The 24,675-nt window shown below is 46.3% G+C and carries 15 protein-coding genes and 1 pseudogene; 14 read left to right on the top strand and 2 right to left on the bottom strand.

Annotated features, from left to right (window positions below; all coding sequences use genetic code 11):
- Window positions 1-259 precede the first annotated feature (259 nt).
- The 4 genes from ABK01_RS11645 (at window position 260) to dnaE (ending at window position 8,341) form a co-directional block, all read left to right on the top strand.
- Complete coding sequence (locus ABK01_RS11645; protein ID WP_253675751.1) at window positions 260-1,003, top strand: YebC/PmpR family DNA-binding transcriptional regulator; 744 nt, start codon at window positions 260-262, stop codon at window positions 1,001-1,003.
- Between the two features lie 316 nt (window positions 1,004-1,319).
- Window positions 1,320-3,821 (top strand): hypothetical protein, encoded by a 2,502-nt coding sequence (locus ABK01_RS11640; RefSeq protein WP_253675750.1) that lies wholly within the window; start codon window positions 1,320-1,322, stop codon window positions 3,819-3,821.
- 8 nt (window positions 3,822-3,829) lie between these two features.
- Window positions 3,830-4,819, top strand: a complete 990-nt coding sequence (locus ABK01_RS11635; protein WP_253675749.1) for a glycosyltransferase family 2 protein — start codon at window positions 3,830-3,832, stop codon at window positions 4,817-4,819.
- Window positions 4,820-4,909: 90 nt separating this feature from the next.
- Complete coding sequence (gene dnaE, locus ABK01_RS11630; protein WP_253675748.1) at window positions 4,910-8,341, top strand: DNA polymerase III subunit alpha; 3,432 nt, start codon at window positions 4,910-4,912, stop codon at window positions 8,339-8,341.
- A 1,006-nt stretch (window positions 8,342-9,347) separates the two neighbouring features.
- Here the strand turns inward: dnaE and rpiA are convergent.
- Together rpiA and ABK01_RS11620 are read right to left on the bottom strand one after the other, a co-directional pair.
- Window positions 9,348-10,079, bottom strand: a complete 732-nt coding sequence (rpiA, locus tag ABK01_RS11625) for a ribose-5-phosphate isomerase RpiA (protein WP_212565544.1) — start codon at window positions 10,077-10,079, stop codon at window positions 9,348-9,350.
- On the bottom strand, window positions 10,072-11,547 hold the full coding sequence (locus tag ABK01_RS11620; RefSeq protein WP_253675747.1) for a type I 3-dehydroquinate dehydratase: 1,476 nt from the start codon (window positions 11,545-11,547) through the stop codon (window positions 10,072-10,074). The genes rpiA and ABK01_RS11620 overlap by 8 nt, the downstream gene beginning before the upstream one ends.
- 368 nt (window positions 11,548-11,915) lie before the next feature.
- On the opposite strand from ABK01_RS11620, the gene xseB reads away from it, so the two are divergent.
- The 10 genes and pseudogenes from xseB to ABK01_RS11565 all read left to right on the top strand — a co-directional run bounded on the left by xseB (window position 11,916) and on the right by ABK01_RS11565 (window position 24,560).
- Entirely contained in the window at window positions 11,916-12,149 is a 234-nt protein-coding gene (gene xseB / locus ABK01_RS11615) for an exodeoxyribonuclease VII small subunit (protein ID WP_016522324.1), read from the top strand.
- Window positions 12,150-12,151: 2 nt separating this feature from the next.
- Window positions 12,152-13,951 (top strand): DNA mismatch repair endonuclease MutL, encoded by a 1,800-nt coding sequence (gene mutL, locus ABK01_RS11610; RefSeq protein WP_253675746.1) that lies wholly within the window; start codon window positions 12,152-12,154, stop codon window positions 13,949-13,951.
- A 77-nt stretch (window positions 13,952-14,028) separates the two neighbouring features.
- Window positions 14,029-15,577, top strand: a pseudogene (locus ABK01_RS11850) (helicase HerA-like domain-containing protein).
- Window positions 15,578-16,076: 499 nt separating this feature from the next.
- Window positions 16,077-18,179, top strand: a complete 2,103-nt coding sequence (locus ABK01_RS11595; RefSeq protein ID WP_253675743.1) for a methyl-accepting chemotaxis protein — start codon at window positions 16,077-16,079, stop codon at window positions 18,177-18,179.
- A gap of 560 nt (window positions 18,180-18,739) precedes the next feature.
- A complete protein-coding gene (locus tag ABK01_RS11590) occupies window positions 18,740-19,402 on the top strand; it encodes a hypothetical protein (protein WP_253675742.1) in 663 nt (220 codons plus the stop codon).
- Between the two features lie 20 nt (window positions 19,403-19,422).
- A complete protein-coding gene (whiG, locus tag ABK01_RS11585) occupies window positions 19,423-20,211 on the top strand; it encodes an RNA polymerase sigma factor WhiG (protein ID WP_253675741.1) in 789 nt (262 codons plus the stop codon).
- A 10-nt stretch (window positions 20,212-20,221) separates the two neighbouring features.
- Window positions 20,222-22,195 carry a FapA family protein gene (locus ABK01_RS11580; protein ID WP_253675740.1) on the top strand — a complete coding sequence of 658 codons (1,974 nt, stop codon included), beginning with the start codon at window positions 20,222-20,224 and terminating at the stop codon, window positions 22,193-22,195.
- Window positions 22,176-22,511 (top strand): hypothetical protein, encoded by a 336-nt coding sequence (locus ABK01_RS11575; RefSeq protein WP_206182343.1) that lies wholly within the window; start codon window positions 22,176-22,178, stop codon window positions 22,509-22,511. The genes ABK01_RS11580 and ABK01_RS11575 overlap by 20 nt, the downstream gene beginning before the upstream one ends.
- A 5-nt stretch (window positions 22,512-22,516) precedes the next feature.
- Window positions 22,517-23,038, top strand: coding sequence for a hypothetical protein (locus ABK01_RS11570; protein WP_253675739.1), 522 nt, complete (start codon window positions 22,517-22,519; stop codon window positions 23,036-23,038).
- A gap of 100 nt (window positions 23,039-23,138) precedes the next feature.
- A complete protein-coding gene (locus tag ABK01_RS11565; RefSeq protein WP_253676620.1) occupies window positions 23,139-24,560 on the top strand; it encodes a nicotinate phosphoribosyltransferase in 1,422 nt (473 codons plus the stop codon).
- Window positions 24,561-24,675 lie beyond the last annotated feature (115 nt).

The following is a 24,675-nucleotide window of genomic DNA, read 5'->3' as shown; positions in this document are numbered from 1 at the left end:
TTGGAACCACGGACATCCCTGTCCGTGATGATACGTTGAGGATTTATTGCAGTAGCGGCACGGATGCCGCTGGTTATATCAGAAGCGATGTTCCGCGGTTACGCGAAACTCGTAGCCAAAACTATACACGGATGTATAGTTTTGGCGTAGATGCGTTGTATATTTCCAAAAGATGCGTAATTGACAGAGCTACATATAGTATGCTATAACTTCTGCGCATATCTTGTTTTTGAACCTTTTAAGACGGAAGGAGCATATAATGTCTGGACATAGTAAATGGGCGACGATTAAACACGCAAAAGGGGCTGCCGACGCAAAACGCGGTCAGATGTTTACAAAGTTTATTAAAGAAATTTCTATAGCTGCACGTATGGGCGGCGGGGATCCGAACGGTAACCCTCGGTTAAGAACTGCGATATTAAAAGCACGCGCGGCTAATATGCCGAAAGATAATATTGAACGGGCTATTAAGAAAGGTACCGGCGAATTGGGCGGTGCAAGTTACGAAGAGCTGTTGTATGAAGGCTATGCGCCGGGCGGGGTAGCGGTATTGGTAGAAGTGCTGACTGACAATAAAAACCGGGCGGCTGCTAATGTACGCAACCTGTTTTCCAAAAACGGCGGTAACCTCGGTGCAACGGGTTCGGTAGCTTATATGTTTAACCGTAAAGGCGTTATTGAATATGATGCCGAAGCTGTCAGTGAAGAAAAACTGATGGAAGAAGCTTTGGAAGCCGGTGCAGAAGATATTCAAGCTGATGGCGGCATTATTACGGTAACAACCGATCCCAACGACTTTGCTTCCGTACTAGAAGCCTTGCAGGAAAAAGGCTTTGAATCCGTTTCTGCAGAAGTTTCCATGGTTCCCGCAACGTATATGAGTTTGGAAGCGGAAACAATCCGTAAAGTGTTAAAAATGGTCGATCGTCTCGAAGAAGATGACGATGTCCAGAACGTATATACAAACCTTGATATTCCCGATGATTTTGAGCCTGAGGAATAACGATAACTTTTTTTTAACTTTTCAATATTCTATTCCATAATAATAAACGCCGTACTATCGTTGTTTCCAGCGGTTGTTATGGCGTTTTTATTTTATAGCGACCACAGAGCAAACTCGGCGCTTTCCGTCGTATCTTAGAATTCGTAATTCAAAATTATGAATTACATACTGATCTATATTTTTTCTACGAGATAAGATATACTATGGCTGAAGAAAAGGGTAAAGTATGATTACCGAAAAAGATAGCAGATAAGTCGGAATTTTTATTCCATTGATAAATACGAATGACTATTTTTTATGAGAGGAGGAGAGTCGTATGAAAAAACTGCAAGTAAACTTTGTAAGTATTCTTTTTGCAGTACTGTGCCTTGCGTTTACAGCTTGTAATCAGGGTATCACGGCAGGAAAAGGAACCGGTACTGTGCGAGTTGTTATCGGCGGCGGATCGGCCCGTTCAGTTGATCCCGCCAGCGGACTGCCGGTTTTTGATGAAAGGAATACGAAAATTATCGTTACTAAAGAAGATGGAAGTAAACTAGCGGAAGGAACAACATCGTTAACGATTCAAGTTCCCGTCGGAAAGAAAATTACTGTAGAGGTTGTTGTTACAACGGTTGCAGGCGTATGGCGCGGTTTGGCGGTGCGCACCGTTCAGGCTGGAGACAATCCTGTTACCGTAAAGCTTTCCAAAACGCCGAAAAGTATGAAGAATATTCTTCTCCGTGTTGTAAAAGATGATCCTACAGATCCCGAAATTGCTTTGCAGCTTGGAGACAAAGAGTTCCTTACAAATGTTAAAATCAACGGCAATTATATGTTACCGGTAACGGCACGGGACGGCAACGGCAGAATATATGCGCTGTATGATAAGGGCGGTTCACGGCATTTTAGCCGCTTTGATGCCGAAGGCAATGTGGATTTCGGTTTTGAGACCGCTATTCAGGGCAAATTACCAAGTAGTTTAGGTAGAATTAAAACGATGACGGTTGATTCTAAAACCGGTACTATTTTTGTAGCTGTTGTTACTACACAGCCTGACATCTATGCGGTAACGGAAAACGGGCATAATACTTTTACATGCTCAAACAGTGTTAACCTTGCTACGCTGCCAGACATAGAGACTAACGACGAGATTACTGCAATGGCTGCATATAACGGTGAACTTTTCTTAACGGTACGCCGTAACCGTCACCCTCCCGTTCCCAAACCTAATAAACTGTTTGCCTGTACCGCGGCGCTGTCTGGAACTGCTCTCACACTCACCGAAAAAAATGCGGCTGAGCTTGATGAACTCCGTACCAGCGCTGTAATGAACGTGCCTACCGAGTGTACCGGCCTCTTTGCCGACGCAAGCGGTGTGTACTGTTTGCTGCGGGAGCAAAGGCTTGATGGCGGAATGCTCTATTATATGGTGGGTGCGCTCGTTTGCTATTCTCGTGACGATAATACCGTGACCTATCTAAAAAAGCACCCTAAAGCCGGTACTACCGATGCATACCTCCCCTTTGACTCAGGTTCTTTCTCCAATCCCGTTGGCTTTATCGGCTGTGACGAAGAAAATATCTACATTGCGGATGACGGATACAACATAGAGTACCTCAACGAAAACTGGAGAAGCAACGGGAATAAGAACCGCATCGCTGCCTTTAATCGGAAAACAAATGAGATAACCTTCACCGACACAGAGGCAACGTGGTATGGGCAAAAATCCGAGTACAAATACCCGGAAACGCCGGTGCTGCTGTGGGAGAGAGATTCCAGCACACCTCCTGCTTACAACGGTGTACGCTATTGGGTAAGCACTGATGGTACAAGCCCTGCACCGGCTGATTCCACTAAAATCTACCAGACGGCAGTTTCTTCTAATGAAATTATGGATGTCTTCTGCTACGATCAGGAAGGAAATTTGTATGTACTATGGAAGGAAGGTACCAATTACTGTATTCAGCGGTTTGAATTCAAAGATAATTCGTATGATTTTACACAGGATGTAAAGCTGAATTTAGGTATTACGTCTAAGGTCATTGCCATTGCAGCAGATGTTTCTGATGGGACAAACTTTCTGTATTGTGCTGCTAAAGAGCCCGCTGGATACACAATAAAACGGTGGACATGGGATTCTAACTTTACATCGGCTGCTTTTACATCCTATATCGTTACACTACCATCAGGCAAAACCGTTACTGCCCTTGCTGCAAACAAGGACGGGGTGTTTGTTGCTACGAAAGAAGAGCAAACAGTACCGTCCGCTACCTATACGCTCAAGGTAACAAAGTACAAGAAGGATAGCCCTGACACTTCGGATGTAACGATTGTTTCTTCCGCCATTGCCGAAGATTCGTATACTTATCCTGACTCTTACAACGAGTATAATGAAGCTATTTATGACTTACGGATAGTCGACGGTGTGCTGTATGCTGTTACGTCAAAGATAGAAAAAGGGATGAAAGATAATAGCGGGTATCAACTTGATAGCTTTAAAAACGGCAGTGTACTGTATAAAATTGCAAAAACGGCATCATTCTCCGGTAATGCAGAAAAGCGCGCTGAAAAGAATCCCGTACCTCCGGAAGGTACGAATCCGGGAGTCGGCTATGGATTCTACCGCTTTATCGCCGTTAAGCCGAAAAAGCTTGTGATTGCTTCGGACAGTGCTTGGGGTAAAGACGGAATTACTGCATTCCATGTTAAAGCTAACAATAACAAAGTTTTTGAATATGACTTAGACAAAAACTTGCTGGAAGAAAAGGATGCTGGCGGGATATTCTCTAAACAATTGCAAAGAAAGCCTTCATCCTCCGGTTTTAACTGGGAATAACCCGTACGATGAGTTTTATTCAACGCTGCGCAGTGCGCTTCGGGCGTGCAGCGCAGCACAAGCCGCTCGTCAGCCTCTGCGTTCCGGTGTACGGGACGGAGGGGCTGGTCGGGCGGTTTTTAGACACAGTGTTACAGCAGGCGGATGCGCCGCTGTTTGAAACCATTATTGTAAACGATGGCAGCCCCGGCACAAAAGAGCTTGAGCGTATCATTAAAGCGTACGCCAAGCTGTTTAAAGCGCAGGGGCTGCCGTTCGTATTTTTGGAACACGGAAAAAACCTTGGACTGGCGGAAGCACGCCGGACGGCAGTGAATGCTGCATCGGGGGAATACATCGCCTTTGCCGACTCCGATGATGAGCTGCCGCCCGCGGCTCTCCGCATCCTGTACGATGCCGCTTGTGCGTCCGGCGCGGATATTGTGCATGGAAAGGCCGCGGTATTCGGTACGGAAGGGGAACCGGAAGCACGTGTTGCCGTCTTTGCACGAAGATCTCAAAACGTATACGAGGGTGTTTTACATGGCGATGCAATTATGCACGGATTTCTGATAGAACACCTCTATTCGGACTTTTTGTGGGGCAAACTTTTTAAAACGAATCTTGTTCAAAAAGCTTTTGCAGAAATCCCCTTTACCTATTGCACCATGGCGGAAGACGTTCTAACCTACTTTTTTATCGCCTTATATGCCGGTACGTACGTAGGCATCCCCGATACCGTATACAACTACCGCATCAATACCGGCGTTACTTCCCGTAAAGAAATCTCCGAGCTTGCCGAATGGGAAAAAATCTGCTCTACTGCTTCGGTATTCACCATTATTCTTTCGTATTTGGATGAGCACCCCGCTCTCGACAGTGAAATACTCGAAACGATACGGAAACTCGGCCGTGCATACCGCACCGATAACCTCAAGCAGCTGGAAGTTTGCGTAGTTCCTTCATTACAAGAAGAGGCACGGACAATGCTGAATGAGTGGTGGGGAATTATTGATTAAGAATTGTGAATTATAAATGTCAAAGTTTTTAGGTGTGTTGCTGTTTTCCGCCTCTTATCATTTGCCTCCATTTTTGCTATAGTTTCGGGTATGCCTCAAGATTTTGTTCATTTACACGTGCACTCCGACTATTCGCTGTTGGACGGCGCTTCTTCCATAAAAAAACTGATAACAACCGCTAAGAACCTCGGACAAACAGCCCTCGCGCTGACCGACCACGGCAATATGTTTGCCGCCTTGCGTTTTTTCCGTGAATGCAAGGCGCAGGGGATAAAGCCGGTTATCGGCTGCGAGGTATATGTTGCGAACGGCAGTCGGTTCGCAAAGCCGGAGAATACCAATACCGGTGTCCGCAAATACTTTCACCTTATCCTGCTTGCCGAAACCGAAACCGGCTACCGGAATTTGATGGTGCTGTGCTCTAAAGGCTACACCGAGGGTATGTACTATAAACCGCGTATTGACGAGGAGCTGCTGACACAGTATTCGGAGGGGCTCATCTGCCTTTCTGCCTGTCTTGCGGGAGAATTGCCGTCGCTGCTGTTGCAGGGGAAAAAGGCCGAGGCCGAGGCGCATGTCAGACGTTACCGCAGCATATTCGGTATCGACAATTACTTTATCGAGCTGCAAAAGCATGGTATTGCCGACGAGGAGAAGGTTGCGCCGATGCTGATTGAGATGGCACGCAAGATAGGCGTACCGATGGTGGTAACGAACGACGCTCACTATGCGGAGCAAAAGGATGCGGTTGCGCAGGATATCCTCCTCTGTATCGGCACAAAAAAGAACCGCTCCGACACCAATCGCATGAAGTTTGAAACCGATCAATTCTATCTTAAATCGGCGGAGGAGATGGAAAAGCTCTTTCCCGGTTATCCCGAAATGCTGTCCAACACCTGCCGCATCGCGGAGCGCTGTAACTTTGAAATTCCGCAGCCGGGGCCGCTCCTTCCCGTGTATCAAATACCGGAAGATTTTGCGACAAAAGAAGAGTATATCACCCACCTCGTGCACGAGGGCTTAAAAAAACGCTACAATCCCGTTACCGAAGAGATGACCCAGCGCGCCGACTATGAACTCGGTATTATTATGAAGATGGACTTTGTCGGGTACTTCCTCATCGTATGGGACTTTATCAACTGGGCGAAGGAGCACGGCATTCCGGTTGGGCCGGGGCGCGGTTCCGGGGCGGGTTCTATTGTCGCCTATGCGATGCGGATCACCGACATCGACCCGCTCAAATACAAGCTGTTGTTTGAACGCTTCCTTAATCCCGAACGTATTTCCATGCCGGACTTTGACGTTGACTTCTGCTTCGAACGGCGGCAGGAGGTTATCGAATATGTGCGCAGAAAATACGGTGATGAAAGCGTCGGGCAGATTATCACGTTCGGAACTTTAAAACCTAAGGCGGCAATCAAAGATGTCGGACGGGTTTTGGAAATTCCGCTCGGCGAGGTAAACGCTATTACCAAGATGATGCCCTCCGATCCCAAGCTCACGTTTGAAAAAGCCTTTGCGGATGTTCCCGAACTCGCCGAAATGCGTTCCGACCCGCGGTACACGGAGCTTTTTTCCATTGCGGAAAAGCTGGAAGACCTCAACCGGAACACGAGTCTCCACGCGGCGGGTATCGTTATCGGCAAAACGAAGCTGACCGATTATGTGCCGCTGTACAAAGATTCCAAGACAGGCAAAACCGCCTCGCAGTTTACGATGGATTTAATAGAAGATTGCGGATTGGTAAAGATGGACTTCCTCGGGCTCAAGACGCTGACGCTGATTAAGCACACGGAAGATCTCATCAAAAAGCGGGGAGGGGAGTACGCGAACTTCTCCATTGCGCAGATCGATGAGCAGGATGCGGCGACGTTTAAAATGCTCGGCGAAGGAAAGTCCGCCGCGGTCTTTCAGTTTGAAAGTCAGGGAATGCAGAATATTCTGAAACGCGCAAAGCCGGATAAAATAGAAGACCTCATCGCGTTAAATGCCCTCTACCGTCCCGGGCCGATGGCCTACATCGATCAGTTTATCGAATCGAAATTCGACTCATCGAAGATCCAATATCCCGACCCCTGCCTTGAAGATATATTGTCGGAAACGTACGGCGTTATCGTCTATCAGGAACAGGTTATGCAGGTAGCGCAGCGTATCGGCGGCTACAGCCTCGGTCAAGCGGATTTGCTGAGGCGCGCAATGGGAAAAAAGAAAAAAGAGGTAATGGAAAAGGAAAAAACGCGGTTTATCGAAGGCGCGGTAAAAAATAATTTTAAGGAAAAAGACGCCGACCGTATTTTTGAAATCCTCATTCCCTTTGCCGGTTACGGGTTTAACAAGAGCCATGCCGCCGCCTATTCGGTGTTGGCCTATCAAACCGCATACCTCAAAGCAAATTTTCCTGCGGAATTTATGGCGGCCAACCTCACCAACGAGATTACCTCGACGGATAAGCTGCCGGAGTATATCAGCGAAGCGAATAAGATGGGGCTTGCGCTCCATGCGCCCGACATCAATACCTCGGAAGAATATTTTTCGGTCTATGAGGGCGATATCGTATTTGGACTGCTCGGTATTAAGGGGGTAGGGGAGCAGGCTGCTCGCGATATTGTCGCTGAACGCACCGCGCACGGCCCCTACAAGTCGTTTATCGATTTTCTCGACCGGCTGGATTTACACACCGTGAATAAAAAGAACTTGGAAGTGCTTATCAAGACGGGATGCTTCGATAAGCTCGGTCAGAACCGTTCCGAGCTGCTGGATAATCTTGAAGCGGCAATGGCGTTCAGCGCGCAGAAAAAGGCGGGATCGGCAGTCGGTCAAACCAGCCTGTTTGAGGACACTGGCATTAAAGAGTTTTCCGATTTTACCTTTAAGCAAGTCAACGATCTGCCGCAGAAGGAAAAGCTCCGTATCGAAAAAGAGCTGATGGGCTTTTATATTTCCGGCCATCCCCTCGATGAGTACAAAAAGGCGATTGACCGCAGCGCTACCTTGGAGCTGATTAATTTCCGGCGTGCGCAGAAGGAAAAGCTGTATACCATCGTCGGGATGATTACCGGTATCCGCCCCTATCAGACTAAAAACGGTAAATGGATGGGCTTCGGCACCTTTGAAGACCGCACCGGCACCATCGATTTAACCTTCTTTTCCAAGGCGTGGGAAGAAAACCGCGCCAATGCGCTGCCTGAAACCGTGTGCGGCCTTATCGGGAAAGTGGACTGCTCGCGCGATACGCCGTCGTTTCTCGTTGAATCGATGGTCAGCATCGACGAGCTGAAAGAGCGTTCGATTAAAGAGGTGCACCTTGAGCTTGATCCGCTCATCGAAACCGATTTACAGTTCCAGCCGCTCAAGGATTTCCTCTTCGGCGCGCAAGGCACTTGCGATATTTTTATCCATATTACCGATAACGATACCGTCTATCAGGTGAAGGGCTCTTCCCAGCTGAAAGTTTCCTCTTCCGATGAATTTATCGAGCAGCTGGGGAAGCAGCCGGGGGTTCTTCAAGTCTGGAAGGAGTGATCTTTTGAAAATATACGGCGTATCTACTGTGTCGCTACGCAAATTCCAATCCTCAACGTATCAAAGATACGCCTCCGGTTGGAATTTGCTAGGCTCCTTGTATCTACGTCGTCTATTTTCAAAAGCGTTGGAGGAGCATAACCGCCACGGATGGCGGTGTTTCTGCACAGCAGCGTGTTTGCGCAGCAAACACGTAGGTAAAAAATGTACAGGACGTACATTTTTTACCGTGCCTGCGCTTTATTTTTGTTCGCGCCTTGTATCTGTACTGTCTATTTCAAAAGGCTTACGGAAGGGCTATATACCCGTATGCCGTTACTGAAAACAATCCTCGACGTATCAGAACGGACAAGGATGTCCGTGAAATTAAACAGAAGCGAGATTTGTGTTATGCACAAATCTCGTCGTTTAAAAGCGTACATGGAGGTATGCTTTTAAACAGGCCTGCGGTTAATTTGTGCTCGCGCCTCGTATCTGTACCGCCTATTTGCAAAAGCGCTGACGACAAAAATATACATACCGTCTACGGCGTTGCAGAGCGAATAACAGTCCTCGACGTGCAAAAAGCACGCCTGCGGGTGTTATTCGCTCTGCGCCTTGTATCCGGTACCACTATTTTCAAAAGCGCTGGAAAGGCAACGCAGATGCCCGCATATTTGCAAAAGAGGAGGTAATCAATATTGTTAATAGCCGAATATAATTATGAAGAGAATATTGCAGTACAACGTGCAGAAGAACGTGAAATAGCCTTTGCTGAAGGTATAGAACAAGGCATAGAACAGGGGGCATAAAAAAGTTGTTGGAAGTGCAAAAATTTTAAAGCAGATCCATTCTGATATCGCAATGATTATGCAAGTAACCGGTTTAAGCGCTGAAGAGATAGCAACGCTATAGAGGTACCTTGCTCTATTTTTCGGATAAAGTTGTTTTATCAATTTGTGATGTTTTATCAATTGGTAATGTTTAAGGCAACCGTTTGACTTCCGGTGCGGTTGCCTTTTATCTGTTAGAATTCTTCGATGGTTCCGTTGGCGTTGCTTAAAAAGACGCGCGGAGGTTTTTGGGTAAAAAATCCGTTTTCAATAATGCCCGGTATGGCATTCAGCTCGCTTTCCAATTTTGCCGGATTGATTTTTGTATTGGGCGGCCATTTGATATCCATGATGAAGTTTCCGTTATCGGTGATAACCGGCCCCTTTTTCCGGATGCCATCACGGATAATCATCGAAACATCGTAGCCTTCAAGTTTTTTCATAATGCTGAGCCGTGCTTCCGGTACAATTTCGATGGGGAGCGGAAAATGGACTCCTAACGTTTTGACGCTTTTTGTTTCATCCCCGATAACGACAAACAGTTCGCTGTTATAGGCGATAATTTTCTCACGCAACAAAGCCGCCCCTCCGCCTTTAATCAGATTTTTTTTGGAATCAATCTCATCCGCTCCATCAATCGTAAGATCCAACGAGCCGTTGATGCGTCCCGAACTGAGGGAAAAAATAGGAATGTTGAATTCCTCGCACGCTATTGATGTCTGAAAACTGGTAGGAACGGCAGCGATGTTTTTTAGCTTCCCTTTTGCAATATACTCAGCCAAGTGTTTTACGGCAGGCATCGCGGTAGAGCCGGTTCCAAGGCCGATTTTCATCCCCGAATGGATGAGCCCCTCGGAAATCAGTTTGTCAATAGCAGCGTGTGCAACCAATACTTTTTGATCTTCAATACTTATCGTATTACTCATAGGAATCTCCTGTAAATAATTCAAATTGTTTATATGCTTGGTACCGAAGCATATTGTATCCGTTACAAATATCGCAGCCGGCAGCTTCGGCACGTTTTAAGAGCGCTGTTTTTTCGGGAGTATAGATAACGTCGAATACCTTTTCGGCGCCCGAAAAACTGTAAAATTCAAGCGGATCTTCATCCTCATGCATACCGACAGAGGTCGCCTGTATAATCACATCGGAATATTTTTTGAGTATACGGATAGAGGCCAAGTCCAAGACCGCCCATCGGAAGTTATATTGTTCTGCCAGCTGTTTTGCCTTTTCCGCAGAACGACCGAAAACGCAGGCTTTCCCATGCAGCAGATGTACGGCATTGGCAATTGCATGCGCCGCTCCGCCGGTACCGATAATAGCGACATGTTTAAACCTCAGGCTCTGAACGTTCAAAAATTCTTGCAAAGCTCGCGAAAAACCGTCGATATCGGTATTGAAGCCTCGCCGTTTGCCTCCGTCAAATAGTACCGTATTCACAGCCCCGCACGCAGTTGACGCGGGACCGATCGAATCCAAAAAAGGAATAATATCGAATTTAAACGGATGAGTAACCGAAAGACCTGCTATTCCGGTACAATCGGCAAATGCAATAACTTCTTTGCTGTCCGCAGCCGAAATCGGGATATAGACGGCGTTGATATTCTTTCGTTCAAAACCTTTATTGTGAATAGCAGGACTGAGGCTTCTTGTCGTATCCATACCGGCAACCCCGTATATGCTCGTTTTATCATTTATTGTGCGAAAGCGATATAGCTCGTTGAGCGTAATAGGATCGATGAATTCTTGTTCCAAATGATGTTGAGCAATATATTCCCGCGGCATGGTATATACAATTGAAGAATGCAGTTTCGCCGCTAAAATACGAGAAGGAATACCGTACTTGCCCATCGCAATTAATATATTTTGTCCGTTAAGTTGCTGTGCTTGTTTGAAAAGCGCCGTTACATCCGCAAGGCTATCGGCCTTATATGCAATTTTTACAATTTCTTCGTCCGTCCGCCGGATTTCCTGTATTTTAGCAGCGATGTCTTTAATCGGCGCTTTGATACTGTGAACACTGCGGATAATGCCGATGTTAAAGGCTTGCGCCGCCTCTTCCAAACTCGGCGCCTGCACATCGGATTCGAGGTCGAGATATGCAAAATTATTAAGCGGCTCGGTATCCGCAAAGGCAAGCCCGCGGGCAAACAGTGTGATACGGGAGCCTTCCCCGCCTTTGAATGCTCCGCCGTCCAGAAATCTGCGTATAGTTAAGATAGCCGGTATATGCGCAATTTTCGGAAACATACGGATGTGCAGCAACTCTTGCGGGTCAAGAAAGTCTGCCCGCAGCTCAACAATATCGATCCACGGACGGTACCGTTCAATGAGTTGAATATTTTTATCAATTGTATTTTCCGTCAATACAAGGCATATTTTAGGCGCCATATCGATAGTATAGCATAGAATATTGAAAAAGTATAAGGCGTCGCATGCTCTCTTTATCTTACGACGACACGAATGCGTATGGAGCGGAAAAAATCCATTCGAGATAGCAACTTGACAGATATATTTTAATAACAGATAATCAACGGAGCTTACGAATCCCTTTTTATGCAACTTTCGCGCCAATTTTGCCTTATGCTTTGCGTCGGCAAAGCCTCAAACGCGGGTTAGGCAAATGTCAAGGAAACACCGATTAATTCGAATGCGAATTAATCAGCACTTCTTGAGATTGACCTGTCTGAAGGCAGACCGGAACGGAACCGCTCTCCGTGGAGGTTCTGATGCGATTGTCCCTGTTGAAGGAGAATACGTTGAAAAAGTTTGAAGAACGCTTAGCCCGTCTTGAAGAAATCAGCGAAAAAATCAAGAGCGCCGATCTTCCGTTGGAAGAGGCTCTTGCCGCTTTTGAAGAAGGAATAAAACTCGCTAAAACTTTGGAAAAAGATATTGATAAAATAGAAAGCAAGGTGCAGATATTGATGAATCAGCCGGTACCGCCACAGGATAAGCCTGAACTTGAGCTCTTTTCAGTTGATGACGTATAGCAATGGATACCGTATCTCAATCAGCTGATTCCGCCGCCGTCTACAAGCCGGTAAAAGCGCTTGATGCGGAAACAGCGCGGAAGATTGCCGCCGGAGAGGTTATCGACCGCCCCGCAGCCGTTATCCGCGAGCTTTTAGACAACGCAATCGATGCAGGCGCTTCAAAGGTGCAGGTGGAAATCTCGGGCGGTGGTATCGACCGCATTCGGGTTACGGATAACGGCTGCGGAATGAGCCGTGAAGACCTCGCAATCTGTACGGACACTCACACCACGAGCAAAATTTCCACGGCGGAAGATTTGCTCTCCCTGCACAGCCTCGGCTTCCGCGGCGAAGCGCTTTCTTCTATTAAAGCGGTCAGCAATCTGGAGATTACCTCGACGCGAAACGGTCCCGCCGCATGGAAATTGCAGCTGGGAAAGATCCTTCCGGCGCGTCTAAATGCCGGTACGGTGGTGCAGGTAGAAAACCTCTTTGAAAATTTTCCCGCCCGCAAGCAGTTTTTAAAGCGGGCGGCTGCCGAGACTGCGCTGTGCCGGACAATCTTTCTTGACAAAGCCCTGCCGCATTACCACACCGAAATGCGCTTTATCACGGACGGCACGCTCCGCTTCCTGCTCTCTCCTGTAGAGTCGTTGCGGGAACGCTGCCTCGCAGCTTTTTCGTTTAAAGAACCCGAAGCGCTCTTTTTTGAAATCGAAGGAGGCGGTGAGCATTTTTCGTTCCGTATTGTGCTCGGCAGTCCGGATGTCGTTCGCAGCGACAAACGCGCCATCATGGTGTTTGTCAACGGTAGAAGGATTACCGAGTTCGGGCTTACGCAGGCAATCGAGTATGGCAGCGAAGGCTATTTTCCCAACGGTGGACATCCCGTTGCGTTTTTATTCTTAACGGTAGAACCTTCCCGTGTTGACTTTAACATCCACCCCGCAAAAAAAGAAGCACGCTTTCAAGATTACGGCGCCATCCACCATGCCGTTAGCAGCGCCGTCGGCTCCTTCTATCGACAGCATACCGTTGCAAGTCTCTTAAAAGAGAAGTATGATCCAAGCCTTACCCGCCCGCTGGATTTTCAGTATGGCAGCGGTTTGTCCGGCACTCAAGCGGAATACGATACTGCACAGGGCGGATACGGTAGCGCATTCCGCCAAATAGCGGCGACAGCGGCGGTTAGCTATTCGGCAAGCGGGCATATTATTCCGCCGCCTGCGGCTACGGGGACGGCAGCGTATTTACAGCCGCCGCCGGATCTTCCTCCGGCAGATTTTAAGCTGCTCGGACAGGTTGCCGGTACCTTTATCGCGGTAGAAAAAAACGATGCGCTGTATTTAATCGACCAACATGCCGCCCACGAGCGGATTATCTTTGAGCAGCTGCGGCACAATACCGGCGGTGTACAGGAGCTGTTAATCCCCTACCGGATTATTACTTCATCGGAAGAAGACGATGCGTTTATCAAAAAACATCAGGAGCTGCTGTGTAAGGCAGGGTTTGCCCTCTCCGATGAAGGTGCAGGCGTATGGCAGGTAACCGCCGTACCGGCACGGTGGACAGGTACGGAGCGTGATCTTATCCGCGACATCACCGGTGTCCGTAAAAATGCCGGTGATATCCTCTATCAGGTTTTAGCCTCAGCAGCTTGCCGCGCTGCCTGTAAGGATCACGCCATCCTCGATCCCGTAACACAGCAGCGCATTGCGGCGCAAGCCTTTGAACTTCCCGAACCGATCTGCCCGCACGGCCGCCCAATCTGGATTGTGCTTACCCGCGAGGAACTCTTTAAATGGGTTAAGCGGACCTAGAGACGAAATTCCATGGCAACTGCATCAAAAATATTTTTAGTGGTTGCCTTCTTTATTACCATTATAAGGAAAGCATTATGAGCGAAGCAATTTTTTTAGGCCGCGGCGAAGCTGCCGTTGAACTTTTACCGATGAGGGCGAATAGACACGGACTTATTACAGGGGCTACCGGTACGGGAAAGACCGTTACGCTCAAAGTAATTGCGGAAGCATTCAGCGATTTAGGTGTGCCGGTGTTTTTACCGGATGTGAAAGGCGACCTGTGCGGTTTTGCCGAAAAAGGTGAATCGAGTGTCAAACTGCAAGAACGGCTCAGTCTCTTGCATATTTCAAACTTTGAATTTAAAAGTTATCCCGTGCGGATGTGGAGTATCTTACAAGAAACAGGACACCCCATACGCACCACGATTTCCGAAATGGGACCGTTGTTACTCTCTCGCCTGTTAGACCTTAACGAAGTGCAAACCGGCGTATTGAATATTGCGTTCCGTGTCGCCGATGAGGACGGACTATTGCTTTTGGATTTAAAGGATCTTAAAGCGATGCTCCATTATATCAGTGAAAATAAGCAGGATTTAAAATTAAAATATGGTAATATCTCCGACACCTCGATAGGAGCAATTCAGCGGAATCTTTTAACGCTCGAAAATGAAGGAGCGGATAATTTTTTCGGCGAACCGGCTTTAGACCTCACTGATTTTTTTAAGCAAACATTCGAGGGACGCGGATATATCAATATATTAAATGCCGTCAAACTGTACCAAAAGCCCATGCTGTATTCAACCTTTTTGCTATGGTTCTTATCCGAGCTTTACGAAAACCTCCCGGAAATCGGTGATGCGGAAAAACCGAAAATCGTTTTTTTTCTTTGATGAAGCTCACTTGTTGTTTGATAACGGCTCAAAGATATTGCTTCAAAAGATTGAACAAATTATGCGTTTAATCCGGTCGAAGGGCGTTGCGGTCTTTTTCGTTACTCAAAATCCCGCCGATATTCCCGAAGCTATCCTTGGTCAGCTGGGAAATAAGATTCAACATGCGTTGAGGGCGTTTACCCCTAAGGACGCAAAAGCCATACGCCTTGCGGCCGAGACCTTCCGCGTCAATCCTGCGTTCGACACCGCTCAAGTCATCACACAGCTTAAAACCGGAGAAGCCCTTGTTTCCGTTTTGCAGCAGGACGGCAGCCCTTCCATAACCCAGCGGACACTGATTGCTCCTCCTCACAGTAAAATAGGTGTAATTGACAGCGCTAAAATCACAGCGTTGGTAGAAGAATCTCCCTTGTTATACAAATACAAGGATCCTGTAGACCGTGAATCCGCCTACGAGATTCTTACCAAGCAATTTACCGAACAGGCTGAAGCTGTAGCACGACAAGCCGAAGAAAAACAGCTCGCAAAAGAAACCGCAGCAAAGGCAAAAGAAGAAGCGGCGCTTATACGAGCCGAAAACGCCAAAGCAAGGGCGGAAGCGGCAAAGTTAAGACTGGAAGAAGCCGCAAAACGGAAAAATCAAAGCACCACAGACCGGTTGGGAAGAATTTTAGTTGACAGCATTACCCGCTCAGTCGGACGGGAAATTACTCGTGGCGTTTTCGGCTCCGTTAAAAAAATGTTCCGTTAACACGTCTGCCATTCATGGTGGGCAACGTGAACATTGTACGTCTTTGTACACGAGGTTTAGACAGTATGCATATTTTCAGAAGGTATCTGATGCTTTTCATACCTTGAATAAGTCGGTGGTAAAGTGATAATATCTTAACATAAAGTTATTAGAGAAAGTTGATATACATAAAAATATTAGCATTTCTCTATAAGCAGGCGGTTGCCGGCTACGCATCCTACAAGTGAAGGATTCCATAATAACAGCGGATTTTTTTACCAACTATTCACTGTTACAAGAGTAGTATTCACAGCATTGAATGTAAGAATTTTCTAAAGCCTTATTAATCCTTTGGAAATGTCATGTAATGCAGTAGTTTGATGCAATCTTAAATTTGTCTAAAGGAGATGCTTGACAAAATGAATGAAAAAAGTATAATACCCCCCCCCCCCCCCCCCGACACACACCTTCCAATAAGTCTGTACACATACAGGAAACACATCAAGACGGGAGATACCTTATGACCACAGGAAAACGAATTTTCCCGCTTAGATATAAGCTTGTTTTATTTTTTGGGTTATTGATTTTAGCGGCGGGCGTTACGCTGGGAACTTTGACAATAAGGACAGCCCGTAAAGCCGTTATGGAAAAAATTGAAGCCCATCTTACCGATAAGGCGACAGATATTGCAGAAGTTGTCGACGGAAGAGCCTCTTCCTTTGTACAATTTGTAGAAGGACTTGCCCGTATGCCGTTTTTACGCGACAATAGTCTTTCATTGCAGGAAAAGGCGCAAATGCTAGCAATAGAAGCGAAACGAAATGCAAATATAGATTACTTCGGTGTGTGTGATCTCGAAGGTAATCGGTATGACGCGCATAGATCCCTCACGCTTGTAAGTGACAGGGAATGGTTTCAGTCCGCTGCTAGGGGAAAAAACTATATTACGGAACCATTTCTTTCGCAAATAACGAATAATATGCAAATACTCTTTGCTGTTCCGCTGTATGACGACATGGATACCATCATCGGTGTTCTTAGTGCGGCGGCACCGGCAAAATTGCTTTCTCAAGAGATAAGCGATATTATCGTCGGAAAAACCGGTGAATGTTATATACTCGGATTAACAGGGACTGTCATAGCGCATAAAAATTATGAGATGGTAACAAGTAAACAAAATCCGCTAGAAATGGTCAAAAAAAACTCATCGCTTACCTCTTTAGCGGCTTTTACCCAGCATGCACTTGATACTCAAAAAAGTGAAGTCGGCTATTATGAATATGATGATATCAGGTATATAGCCTCTTACGCTACCGTGCCGGTAACCGGCTGGACGGTTATTATAAAAGCTCCGGTGGATGAATTTATGAGAACCGTGAACGCACTTCGCAAAGGCATTATGGTTATCGGCATTATTATTTTAGTATTATCGCTTGGCATTGTGTATATTATCGCCTATAAAATGATGCAGCCTGTTCAGGCGGTTGTCGCTGCATTACGAGATATCGCTCACGGCGAAGGAGATTTAACTGTCCGTTTACCGGTTTTCGGAAATGATGAAATAACAAATTTGTCCGCATATTTCAACGAAACAATAGAAAAACTTGCCCTGTCGGTACGTGCTGTCGGTGCAAATAGCGGATCAATGGAAGAAATTGGAAATGAACTTGCTTCCAACATGGTCGAAACCGCAAGCGCTATCCATCAAATCAGCACAAATATTGAAAGTGTAAAGCAGCAGGCAATGACGCAAGCGGCAAGCGTAACCGAAACAGCATCCACTATCGAAGAGATTGTCCGGACGATTAAACAGCTTAATACCAGTATCGAAGCACAGGCATCAAGCGTTGCACAATCGTCTTCTTCTATAGAACAGATGGTTGCAAATATTGCTTCCATTACCAAAACGCTTGAAAATACCGACAGCGCTATTAAGAAATTAGCCTCCGCAACCGGAGACGGCAAAGAGACCGTTGTGACTGCCAATACCGTAACGCAGAAAATTGCAGAGGAATCAGGTGGTTTGCTGGAAGCTTCGAGCGTTATTCAGCATATTGCTTCGCAGACAAACTTACTTGCAATGAACGCCGCAATAGAAGCCGCACACGCAGGGGAAGCCGGTAAGGGTTTCGCGGTTGTCGCCGACGAAATCCGAAAGCTGGCGGAAGATTCCGCAACGCAAGGTAAAGCAATCACTGCAACGCTGAAAATATTAAGCGGAGAAATCGAAACGCTTTCGGATTCTTCCAGAACAGCCGAAGAAAAATTCAGCACTATCTTTAACTTATCGGAACAGGTAAAGTCAATGAGCGACCGTCTGACTGAGGCAATGCGTGAACAAGAAAACGGTAGCAAGGAAGTGCTTGCCGCAATTAAAAATATCAATATGGTAACGGTTGAAGTAAGCGAGGGTTCTGCCGAAATGCTCAAAGGTGGCGAAGGGGTTGCGGAAGAGATGCAGAAGCTGAACGATCTTACTCGTGTTATTACCGACAGTATGAATGAAATGGCTACGGGAGCAGTGCAAATCAATAATGCTGTGCAAGAAGTAAATGAAATTACACAAAAGAATAAACAGAATATTGAAGGCTTGGTAGCCGAGGTTAATAAGTTTAAGGTTTAACCGGTTTCTCCCCCGCCATCCTCCTTGGGCGCATTGAAGGCGCTGTCCAAAAACTGAAAGCCTATCGGCTATGCTGATGGCGATGTCCAAAAAGTAACCAACTTTTGAGACATCCCCATCGCTGTACTGACAGGAGGTCAGTGGTTCCAAACAGTATCGAGTTTTTTATCGGAAAAACTCGCAGTCAAAAGGAATATGATACGGGCGCCTTCCTTGCTGCGCGAAATTTTGGAAAAATTTCACGCAGTTTATCCTAAAAGAAGGGCAAACGAATCAGACAAATAGATAAATATCGCAGAAAAATGAGGCTGACAGACCATTTGAGCCATCTTCAACTGTTGTACATCCGTGTACAACAGTTGAAGACGAGTTTTGTGCGCGCACAAAACATCGCTGCTGTATGGAACTACTGCCATCCTTGGCAGTTCTGGTCGAATAGTATCAATTTTTCCGCGGGGATATTCAAGGAAGTGTCTGATGCGGTTACCCGGAAGAATTTTCAGGCAATACCTTGACGAGAGATAGAAATTCGCATAAGCTATTGAAGTGGAGGTTTGTCCGTGTTGAAGCTAAAAGCTCCCTTAATCATTGCCGGTGCAACATGCGTGTTATCTATGCTTATCGGACTGATAAGTGGGGTACGGTTCTTACATATTTTAGGAAGGGGGCTTATTGCCGGTGTAGGAGCCGGAGGCTTTGTGTTTTGCGCACGGATTCTCTTGGAGCGATTCATCCCCGATCTTTTTACCTCGCCGGCGTCATCGGATATCGCTGAAACGGCGAATAGTTCTTCCGGGGCAAATATTAATATTACCCTTGATGACGAGTTAGGCGCCGCAGCGCCGGTAACGGCAGGCGATAACGCGGAGACTTCTGTACCGCCGAATGCTGCAGAAATGCAGACAGAGCCGCAAAGTACGGAATCAGTTCCTGCGGACTCTGCTTCGGATATCTCCGATAGCGGTGATGCTCGGAAAAACACCGAATCTTTGGATGCTTCTCCCTTTTCTTTTGACGACAGTCCTCAAGACGATAGCGGCTTATCGGATTTACCCGATGCGGGTTCATTTATGGATGATGATAGTTTTGCTGAAAATGAAAATATTGATGACAGTATGCAAATGGATACCAGCGGTTTTTCGATGACCGGTATTCAAACTGACGGCAACGATAGTAAGGTAATGGCTCAGGCAATTAGAACCGTTTTAGCAACTGAGGATTAGAGGGTGGGTGTTGATAGAGTATGGGAAATGTCAGTTTAGATACGAGACCGGAAGACGAGCTTTGGCTTGAATATAAACATACGCAAGACCCGCATCTTCGTGAGTTTTTTATTATAAAATATGCACCTCTTGTAAAATACGTTGCCGGTAAAGTTGCCGTCGGTATGCCGAATAATGTTGAGTTTGATGATTTAGTCGGCTACGGTGTATTCGGTCTTCTGGATGCTATCGATAAATATGATCCCGAAAAAAATGTAAAATTCAATACTTATGCAGTAACACGCATCCGCGGCGCTATCTTCGATGAATTACGCTCAATTGATTGGGTGCCCCGTTCGGTACGCCAGCAATCCCGTGAAATCGAAGAAGTGATAGCGGATTTGGAAGCTCGGTTGGGGCATGCTGCAACCGATTCGGAAATTGCCGAAGCGCTCAGTATGAGTGTGGAAGAATTCCATCAGGTTTTGTTAAAAATTTCGGGTACCAGTATTATTTCCCTTACTGATTTACGGTTTGGATCGGATGATTCCGAGCAAACGCCGGTTGTAGACAGTATCGAAGCGCCTACTTCGCTTAATCCTGATGTCATTGTAGAGCGGGAAGAAATGAAGCGAATTATCGTGGATGCAATTAATGAACTTCCCGATAGAGAGAAAAAAGTATTAATCATGTATTACTATGAGGATATGACATTACGGGAAATTGGAAAAGTATTAGAGGTAACCGAATCGCGAGTATCTCAGATTCACACCAGTGCAAATCTAAAACTTAAAGCAAAATTGAGCAATATTCGTAAGGGTATCCGGTAGGAGCGTTGCTATGATACATTTTGAACAAATTCGGGAGCAGATGAAGGAACAATATGAAAAGGATTCCTCCCGTTTTTTTGTTGAAGTTACCGGGCAAACCCTCGAAGAAGCGATTGACAATGCTGCTGTTGAGCTTGGTTTACGCCGCTCTCTTATCGACTATGAAATTTTACAAAAAGGTGCATCGGGTTTTTTTGTCTTAAACCCTAAAGAATGGAAAATCCGCGCTTATGAAGCGCACAAAGTACAGAGACCTACTATTCACACAGAAACCGTAACAGGACTCGGCGCCGAAGAAGTGTCGGAAGAAAATATGAATAGAGACGGAGCCGCTTATGTGTTCTGCGCTCCCGATGGCGTATTCCTAAAAGTTACGCCGCCCAGCGGTAACGGTAGAAAAGTAGCGCTTGCCGATGTCGTTGAAAAAATACGCGACAGGAATGTGGCGGTTCCGCCGGATGAAATTTTAAAACCGATTGTCAAGGCATGTGCGGATGAATATGTCAGAATCGGACATTATGAATACTTGCCCGGCAATGATGCGCTGATGTCTGTTGAAATCAGTGATGATGAGATGAGGGCATACCTTTTCGTATCACCCCCGATGCCCGGCGGCGCCGATGTGTCGGCAGATATGATTATCACCTTCTTATCAAATAATCGTGTTGTTTCAGGTGTTAACGAAAAAAGAGTTAAGCAATTCCAAGACAGCCCCGTATATCGAGAAAATTATCTGATTGCGGAAGGAACGCCGCCGCAAAAAGGCGCCGATGCTAAGATACTCTTCAACTTTGAAACCGATAATTCACAGCTGCGCCTCAAAGAAAACAAGAGCGGGCAGATTGATTTTAAAGAACTCAACCTTATTCAAAATGTCATTGAAGGGCAGCCGCTCGCCCAAAAGGTTCCCGCTGAGGAAGGAAAGAGCGGAAGAACCGTTACCGGTAAATACCTGCCCGCTGCTGCCGGTAAGGATATCCCCATCCCATTGGGAAAGAACACCCGATTGGCAGAGGATAATCTGACGGTTGTTGCCGAAACGAAGGGACAAGTTCTGCTGATAAAGAACAAGATCAATGTCGAACCGATTATGACGATTGAGGGCAATGTGTCGATTAAGACCGGCAATATTATGTTCCTCGGAACCGTATACGTTAAGGGGAATGTTGACGACGGCTTCTCTATTAAGGCTGCGGGTAATATCGAAGTAAAAGGCACTGTCGGGAAGGCATCATTGGATGCGGAAGGAGACATCGTCGTCAGTCAAGGTATTGCCGGAAAAGAAGGCGGGCATATTCGTGCAGGCAAGTCAATATGGTCAAAATTCATTCAAAATATTGAATTGGTAGAAGCCGGCGACATGGTTGTCGTATCTGATGGTATTTTAAATTCGAAGATTATTGCTAACCATAAAGTTATCTGCCGCGGAAAACGTGCGGATATTATCGGCAGCCAAGTAACTGCATGCGAAGGGGTCTATGCCCGAAATCTCGGTAGTCCGGCAGGCGGTTCCGACACAATTATCAGCGTAGGGTTTGATCCGCGCAGTAAAGAGCAGTTGATCATATTAGAGAAAAAGTTGCTTGCCTCCGAAAAAGCGCTCACTGCGTTGAAGCTGGATTTAAAATCGCTTGAAGGTCAAAAAAAGATTCTCAAAGAGCTTTCCGAAGAAAAAGAAGCGTTGCTTAAAAAGAAAAAAGAGCTACGCTATATTAACGAGACGGAGATTAAAGAACTGCGGAACGAGATAGAACGGATACGGGATTATCTTACTGCGCTTAAAACGGAAGGGCGGGTATCTGTTTCCGGAAATATTTATACGGGTGTACGAATCGTTATTAAAGATATTATCGAAGATGTACGGGTTGATTGCAAAGCAACAACATTCTTCTTGCAAAACGGTCTCGTGCGGTATGGTCCTTATGAAGATTATACCAATGATGAAGACGTAAAGAGGACGCCCAGTGGGTATTCAACCGATTGATCTGCAGACACTTTATACTCAACTTGATAAGGTCGGAAAGCTTCAAGGAGACGCGCGGCAGACATTTGCTGCAGAATTCGAAAACAGTCAGCAAGCCAATAAGGAAGATGCTGCGCGCCGCCAGCAAACGGTACAGAAGACCGAAGCCACAGGAGCTGAGAAAACGGCGATAAATAAAGACGGTTCAAACGGTTCTTCCGGAGGAGCATTCAACGATACCCCTCAAAAGCAAAAACAGGATTCGCCTCTTACGGACGAAAAATCATATTATATTCAAGACCCATCGCTTGGAAAAAAAATCGATATTTCAGGATAATTCCTATGCTTATTGCTGCCCTCATACTGCTCTGTATTAATATTATTTTAATGATTGTTTTTTATCGAAAGACATCGCATAACTTTTCACAAAATGCATACCGCGACCGTATTCGGGAAGAAGTAAATCGGCTTATTATCGACATTGAACATGAATCGGATCATGCAGTAACGGTACTTGAAAATAAAATTCAACAGATAGAAAAGCTGCTTGCTGATACAGATAAACATATTGCGCTTGTTGAGCAGGAGCATGAAAAATGGCGAATGCAAAAAGAATTTCTTGGCGCCTACCGAACTTCACCGCAAGGAGATGGTGAACCGGCAGCCGATACTAAAAAAAATACCGTGATGATCTATAAAAAACCTATCGGCATCCCCGAAACTGCGGCAAAAGTCTCTCCTCTTTTGAATCCCCGGGAACAAGTTGTCGAACTGGCACGGCAAGGATTCTCGATCGACTTTATCGCCGAAAAAGTCGATCTCCCTCTTGGTGAAATTGCTCTTATTCTCTCCATCGGAGGGTAAGCAAGGTATGGAAATTGATCTGAGAACCTCTAAAAACCTCAGTTTTTTAGAGGTTTTCCTTAAGCTTATTTGCGAGCAAAACAGTTAGAAAGGAGTAATGATGATTACCAATGCGCTTTTTTCGGATCTTTATGAGCTGACAATGGCTCAAGGTTATTTTAAACACCAAAACAATCGGCCGTGTGTCTTTGATATGTTTTTTAGGCGTAATCCGTTTAGAGGAGGCTACGCGGTTCTTGCAGGACTTGAGCCGCTGCTCGAAGCGATTCAAGCTTTTCACTTTGATGAATCCGATATAGCCTACCTTGCGACCTTACATCTTTTTGACGATGACTTTCTCAGCTATCTCAAGGATTTTCGCTTTTCAGGTTCGGTATGGGCGATGGATGAAGGAAGCCTTATATTTCCCAGCGAGCCGGTACTGCGCATTGAAGCGCCGATTATCGAAGCCTTGCTTCTCGAAGGGCTTATCCTCAACACTATCAACTTTCAGAGTTTGATTGCAACAAAGACCGCCCGTATTTGGCTTGCGTCGGGAAAATCTTCCATTATGGAATTCGGCTTGCGGCGTGCCCAAGGCCCGGACGGCGCGATGAGCGCTACCCGTGCCGCTATTATCGGCGGAGCTGCCGGCACCAGTAATACGCTCGGCGGAAAGCTCTACGGCGTACCGGTGATGGGGACTATGGCTCACGCATGGGTGATGTCCTTCCCCAGCGAAGAAGAGGCGTTTGAACAATATGCCGCCATCTATCCCGATAAATCGGTATTCCTTATTGATACCTACAATACGCTCGGTTCCGGTATCGAGGCGGCGATAAAAGTCGGAAAAAAACTGCAAGCGCAAGGGAAAAACTTCGGCGTCAGACTCGATTCGGGTGATATGCAGTATTTAAGTACCGAAGTACGGAAACGGCTCGATGCCGCCGGTTTACCCGAAGCAAAAATCTCCATTTCCAACGAACTGACCGAAGAAATTATCGAATCGCTTATTTTGAACAAAGCCCCGATTGACTCATGGGGAGTCGGCACGCACATGGTAACCGGCGGACAGGAATCGTCATTTACCGGCGTCTATAAACTCGCCGCACGTCAATCCGAGACGGGAGCATGGCTGCCGGTGATGAAGCTTTCGGATAACCCCGCCAAGATTACCAACCCCGGCATTAAACAAGTGTGGCGGCTCTACGACAGCGACGGTTTTTTTAAGGCCGACGTTATCGGCTTGCATGATGAAACACTCGACGCCGAAGCAATGACTACTTACTATCATCCGTTGAATGATTATCAAAGCTTCTCGTTTAAGGCGGCAAAGGCGGAAGAACTGCTCCATCTCAAGATTTCAGGCGGCGTATACACCGGTCAAAAGGAAACGCTGCAAGAGATGCATCAACGGGCAAGCAGACAGCTGGAATGTTTACATCCCACATCCCGCCGCCTGCTTAACCCGCACATCTACAAGGTTTCGCTTACAAAGACGCTCTTTACGATGAAGCAGAAACTGCTGCATTCCCTGCGCTAGTGTGTCAAAAACACGGAAATCAATTTTTGAAAAAAAAGGACAATCAACCGACACTTAAGAGTGATATAGAGGACTATAGAAATCTCAGTGCAAAGGAAATGCTTCATTATGCCCG

The sequence above is a fragment of the Treponema sp. OMZ 305 genome (assembly GCF_024181325.1).
Lineage (GTDB): Bacteria > Spirochaetota > Spirochaetia > Treponematales > Treponemataceae > Treponema.
The sequence above is the reverse complement of the archived record's forward strand: the minus strand, read 5'-3'. Positions and strand labels throughout refer to the sequence as shown.

Excerpts from the sequence above, each read along its gene's own strand:
- ABK01_RS11645 (WP_253675751.1), top strand. The coding sequence starts at position 260 with ATGTCTGGACATAGTAAATGGGCGACGATTAAACACGCAAAAGGGGCT.
- ABK01_RS11640 (WP_253675750.1), top strand. The coding sequence starts at position 1,320 with ATGAAAAAACTGCAAGTAAACTTTGTAAGTATTCTTTTTGCAGTACTG.
- ABK01_RS11635 (WP_253675749.1), top strand. The coding sequence starts at position 3,830 with ATGAGTTTTATTCAACGCTGCGCAGTGCGCTTCGGGCGTGCAGCGCAG.
- dnaE (WP_253675748.1), top strand. The coding sequence starts at position 4,910 with ATGCCTCAAGATTTTGTTCATTTACACGTGCACTCCGACTATTCGCTG.
- rpiA (WP_212565544.1), bottom strand. The coding sequence starts at position 10,079 with ATGAGTAATACGATAAGTATTGAAGATCAAAAAGTATTGGTTGCACAC.
- ABK01_RS11620 (WP_253675747.1), bottom strand. The coding sequence starts at position 11,547 with ATGGCGCCTAAAATATGCCTTGTATTGACGGAAAATACAATTGATAAA.
- mutL (WP_253675746.1), top strand. The coding sequence starts at position 12,152 with ATGGATACCGTATCTCAATCAGCTGATTCCGCCGCCGTCTACAAGCCG.
- ABK01_RS11595 (WP_253675743.1), top strand. The coding sequence starts at position 16,077 with ATGACCACAGGAAAACGAATTTTCCCGCTTAGATATAAGCTTGTTTTA.
- whiG (WP_253675741.1), top strand. The coding sequence starts at position 19,423 with ATGGGAAATGTCAGTTTAGATACGAGACCGGAAGACGAGCTTTGGCTT.
- ABK01_RS11580 (WP_253675740.1), top strand. The coding sequence starts at position 20,222 with ATGATACATTTTGAACAAATTCGGGAGCAGATGAAGGAACAATATGAA.
- ABK01_RS11570 (WP_253675739.1), top strand. The coding sequence starts at position 22,517 with ATGCTTATTGCTGCCCTCATACTGCTCTGTATTAATATTATTTTAATG.
- ABK01_RS11565 (WP_253676620.1), top strand. The coding sequence starts at position 23,139 with ATGATTACCAATGCGCTTTTTTCGGATCTTTATGAGCTGACAATGGCT.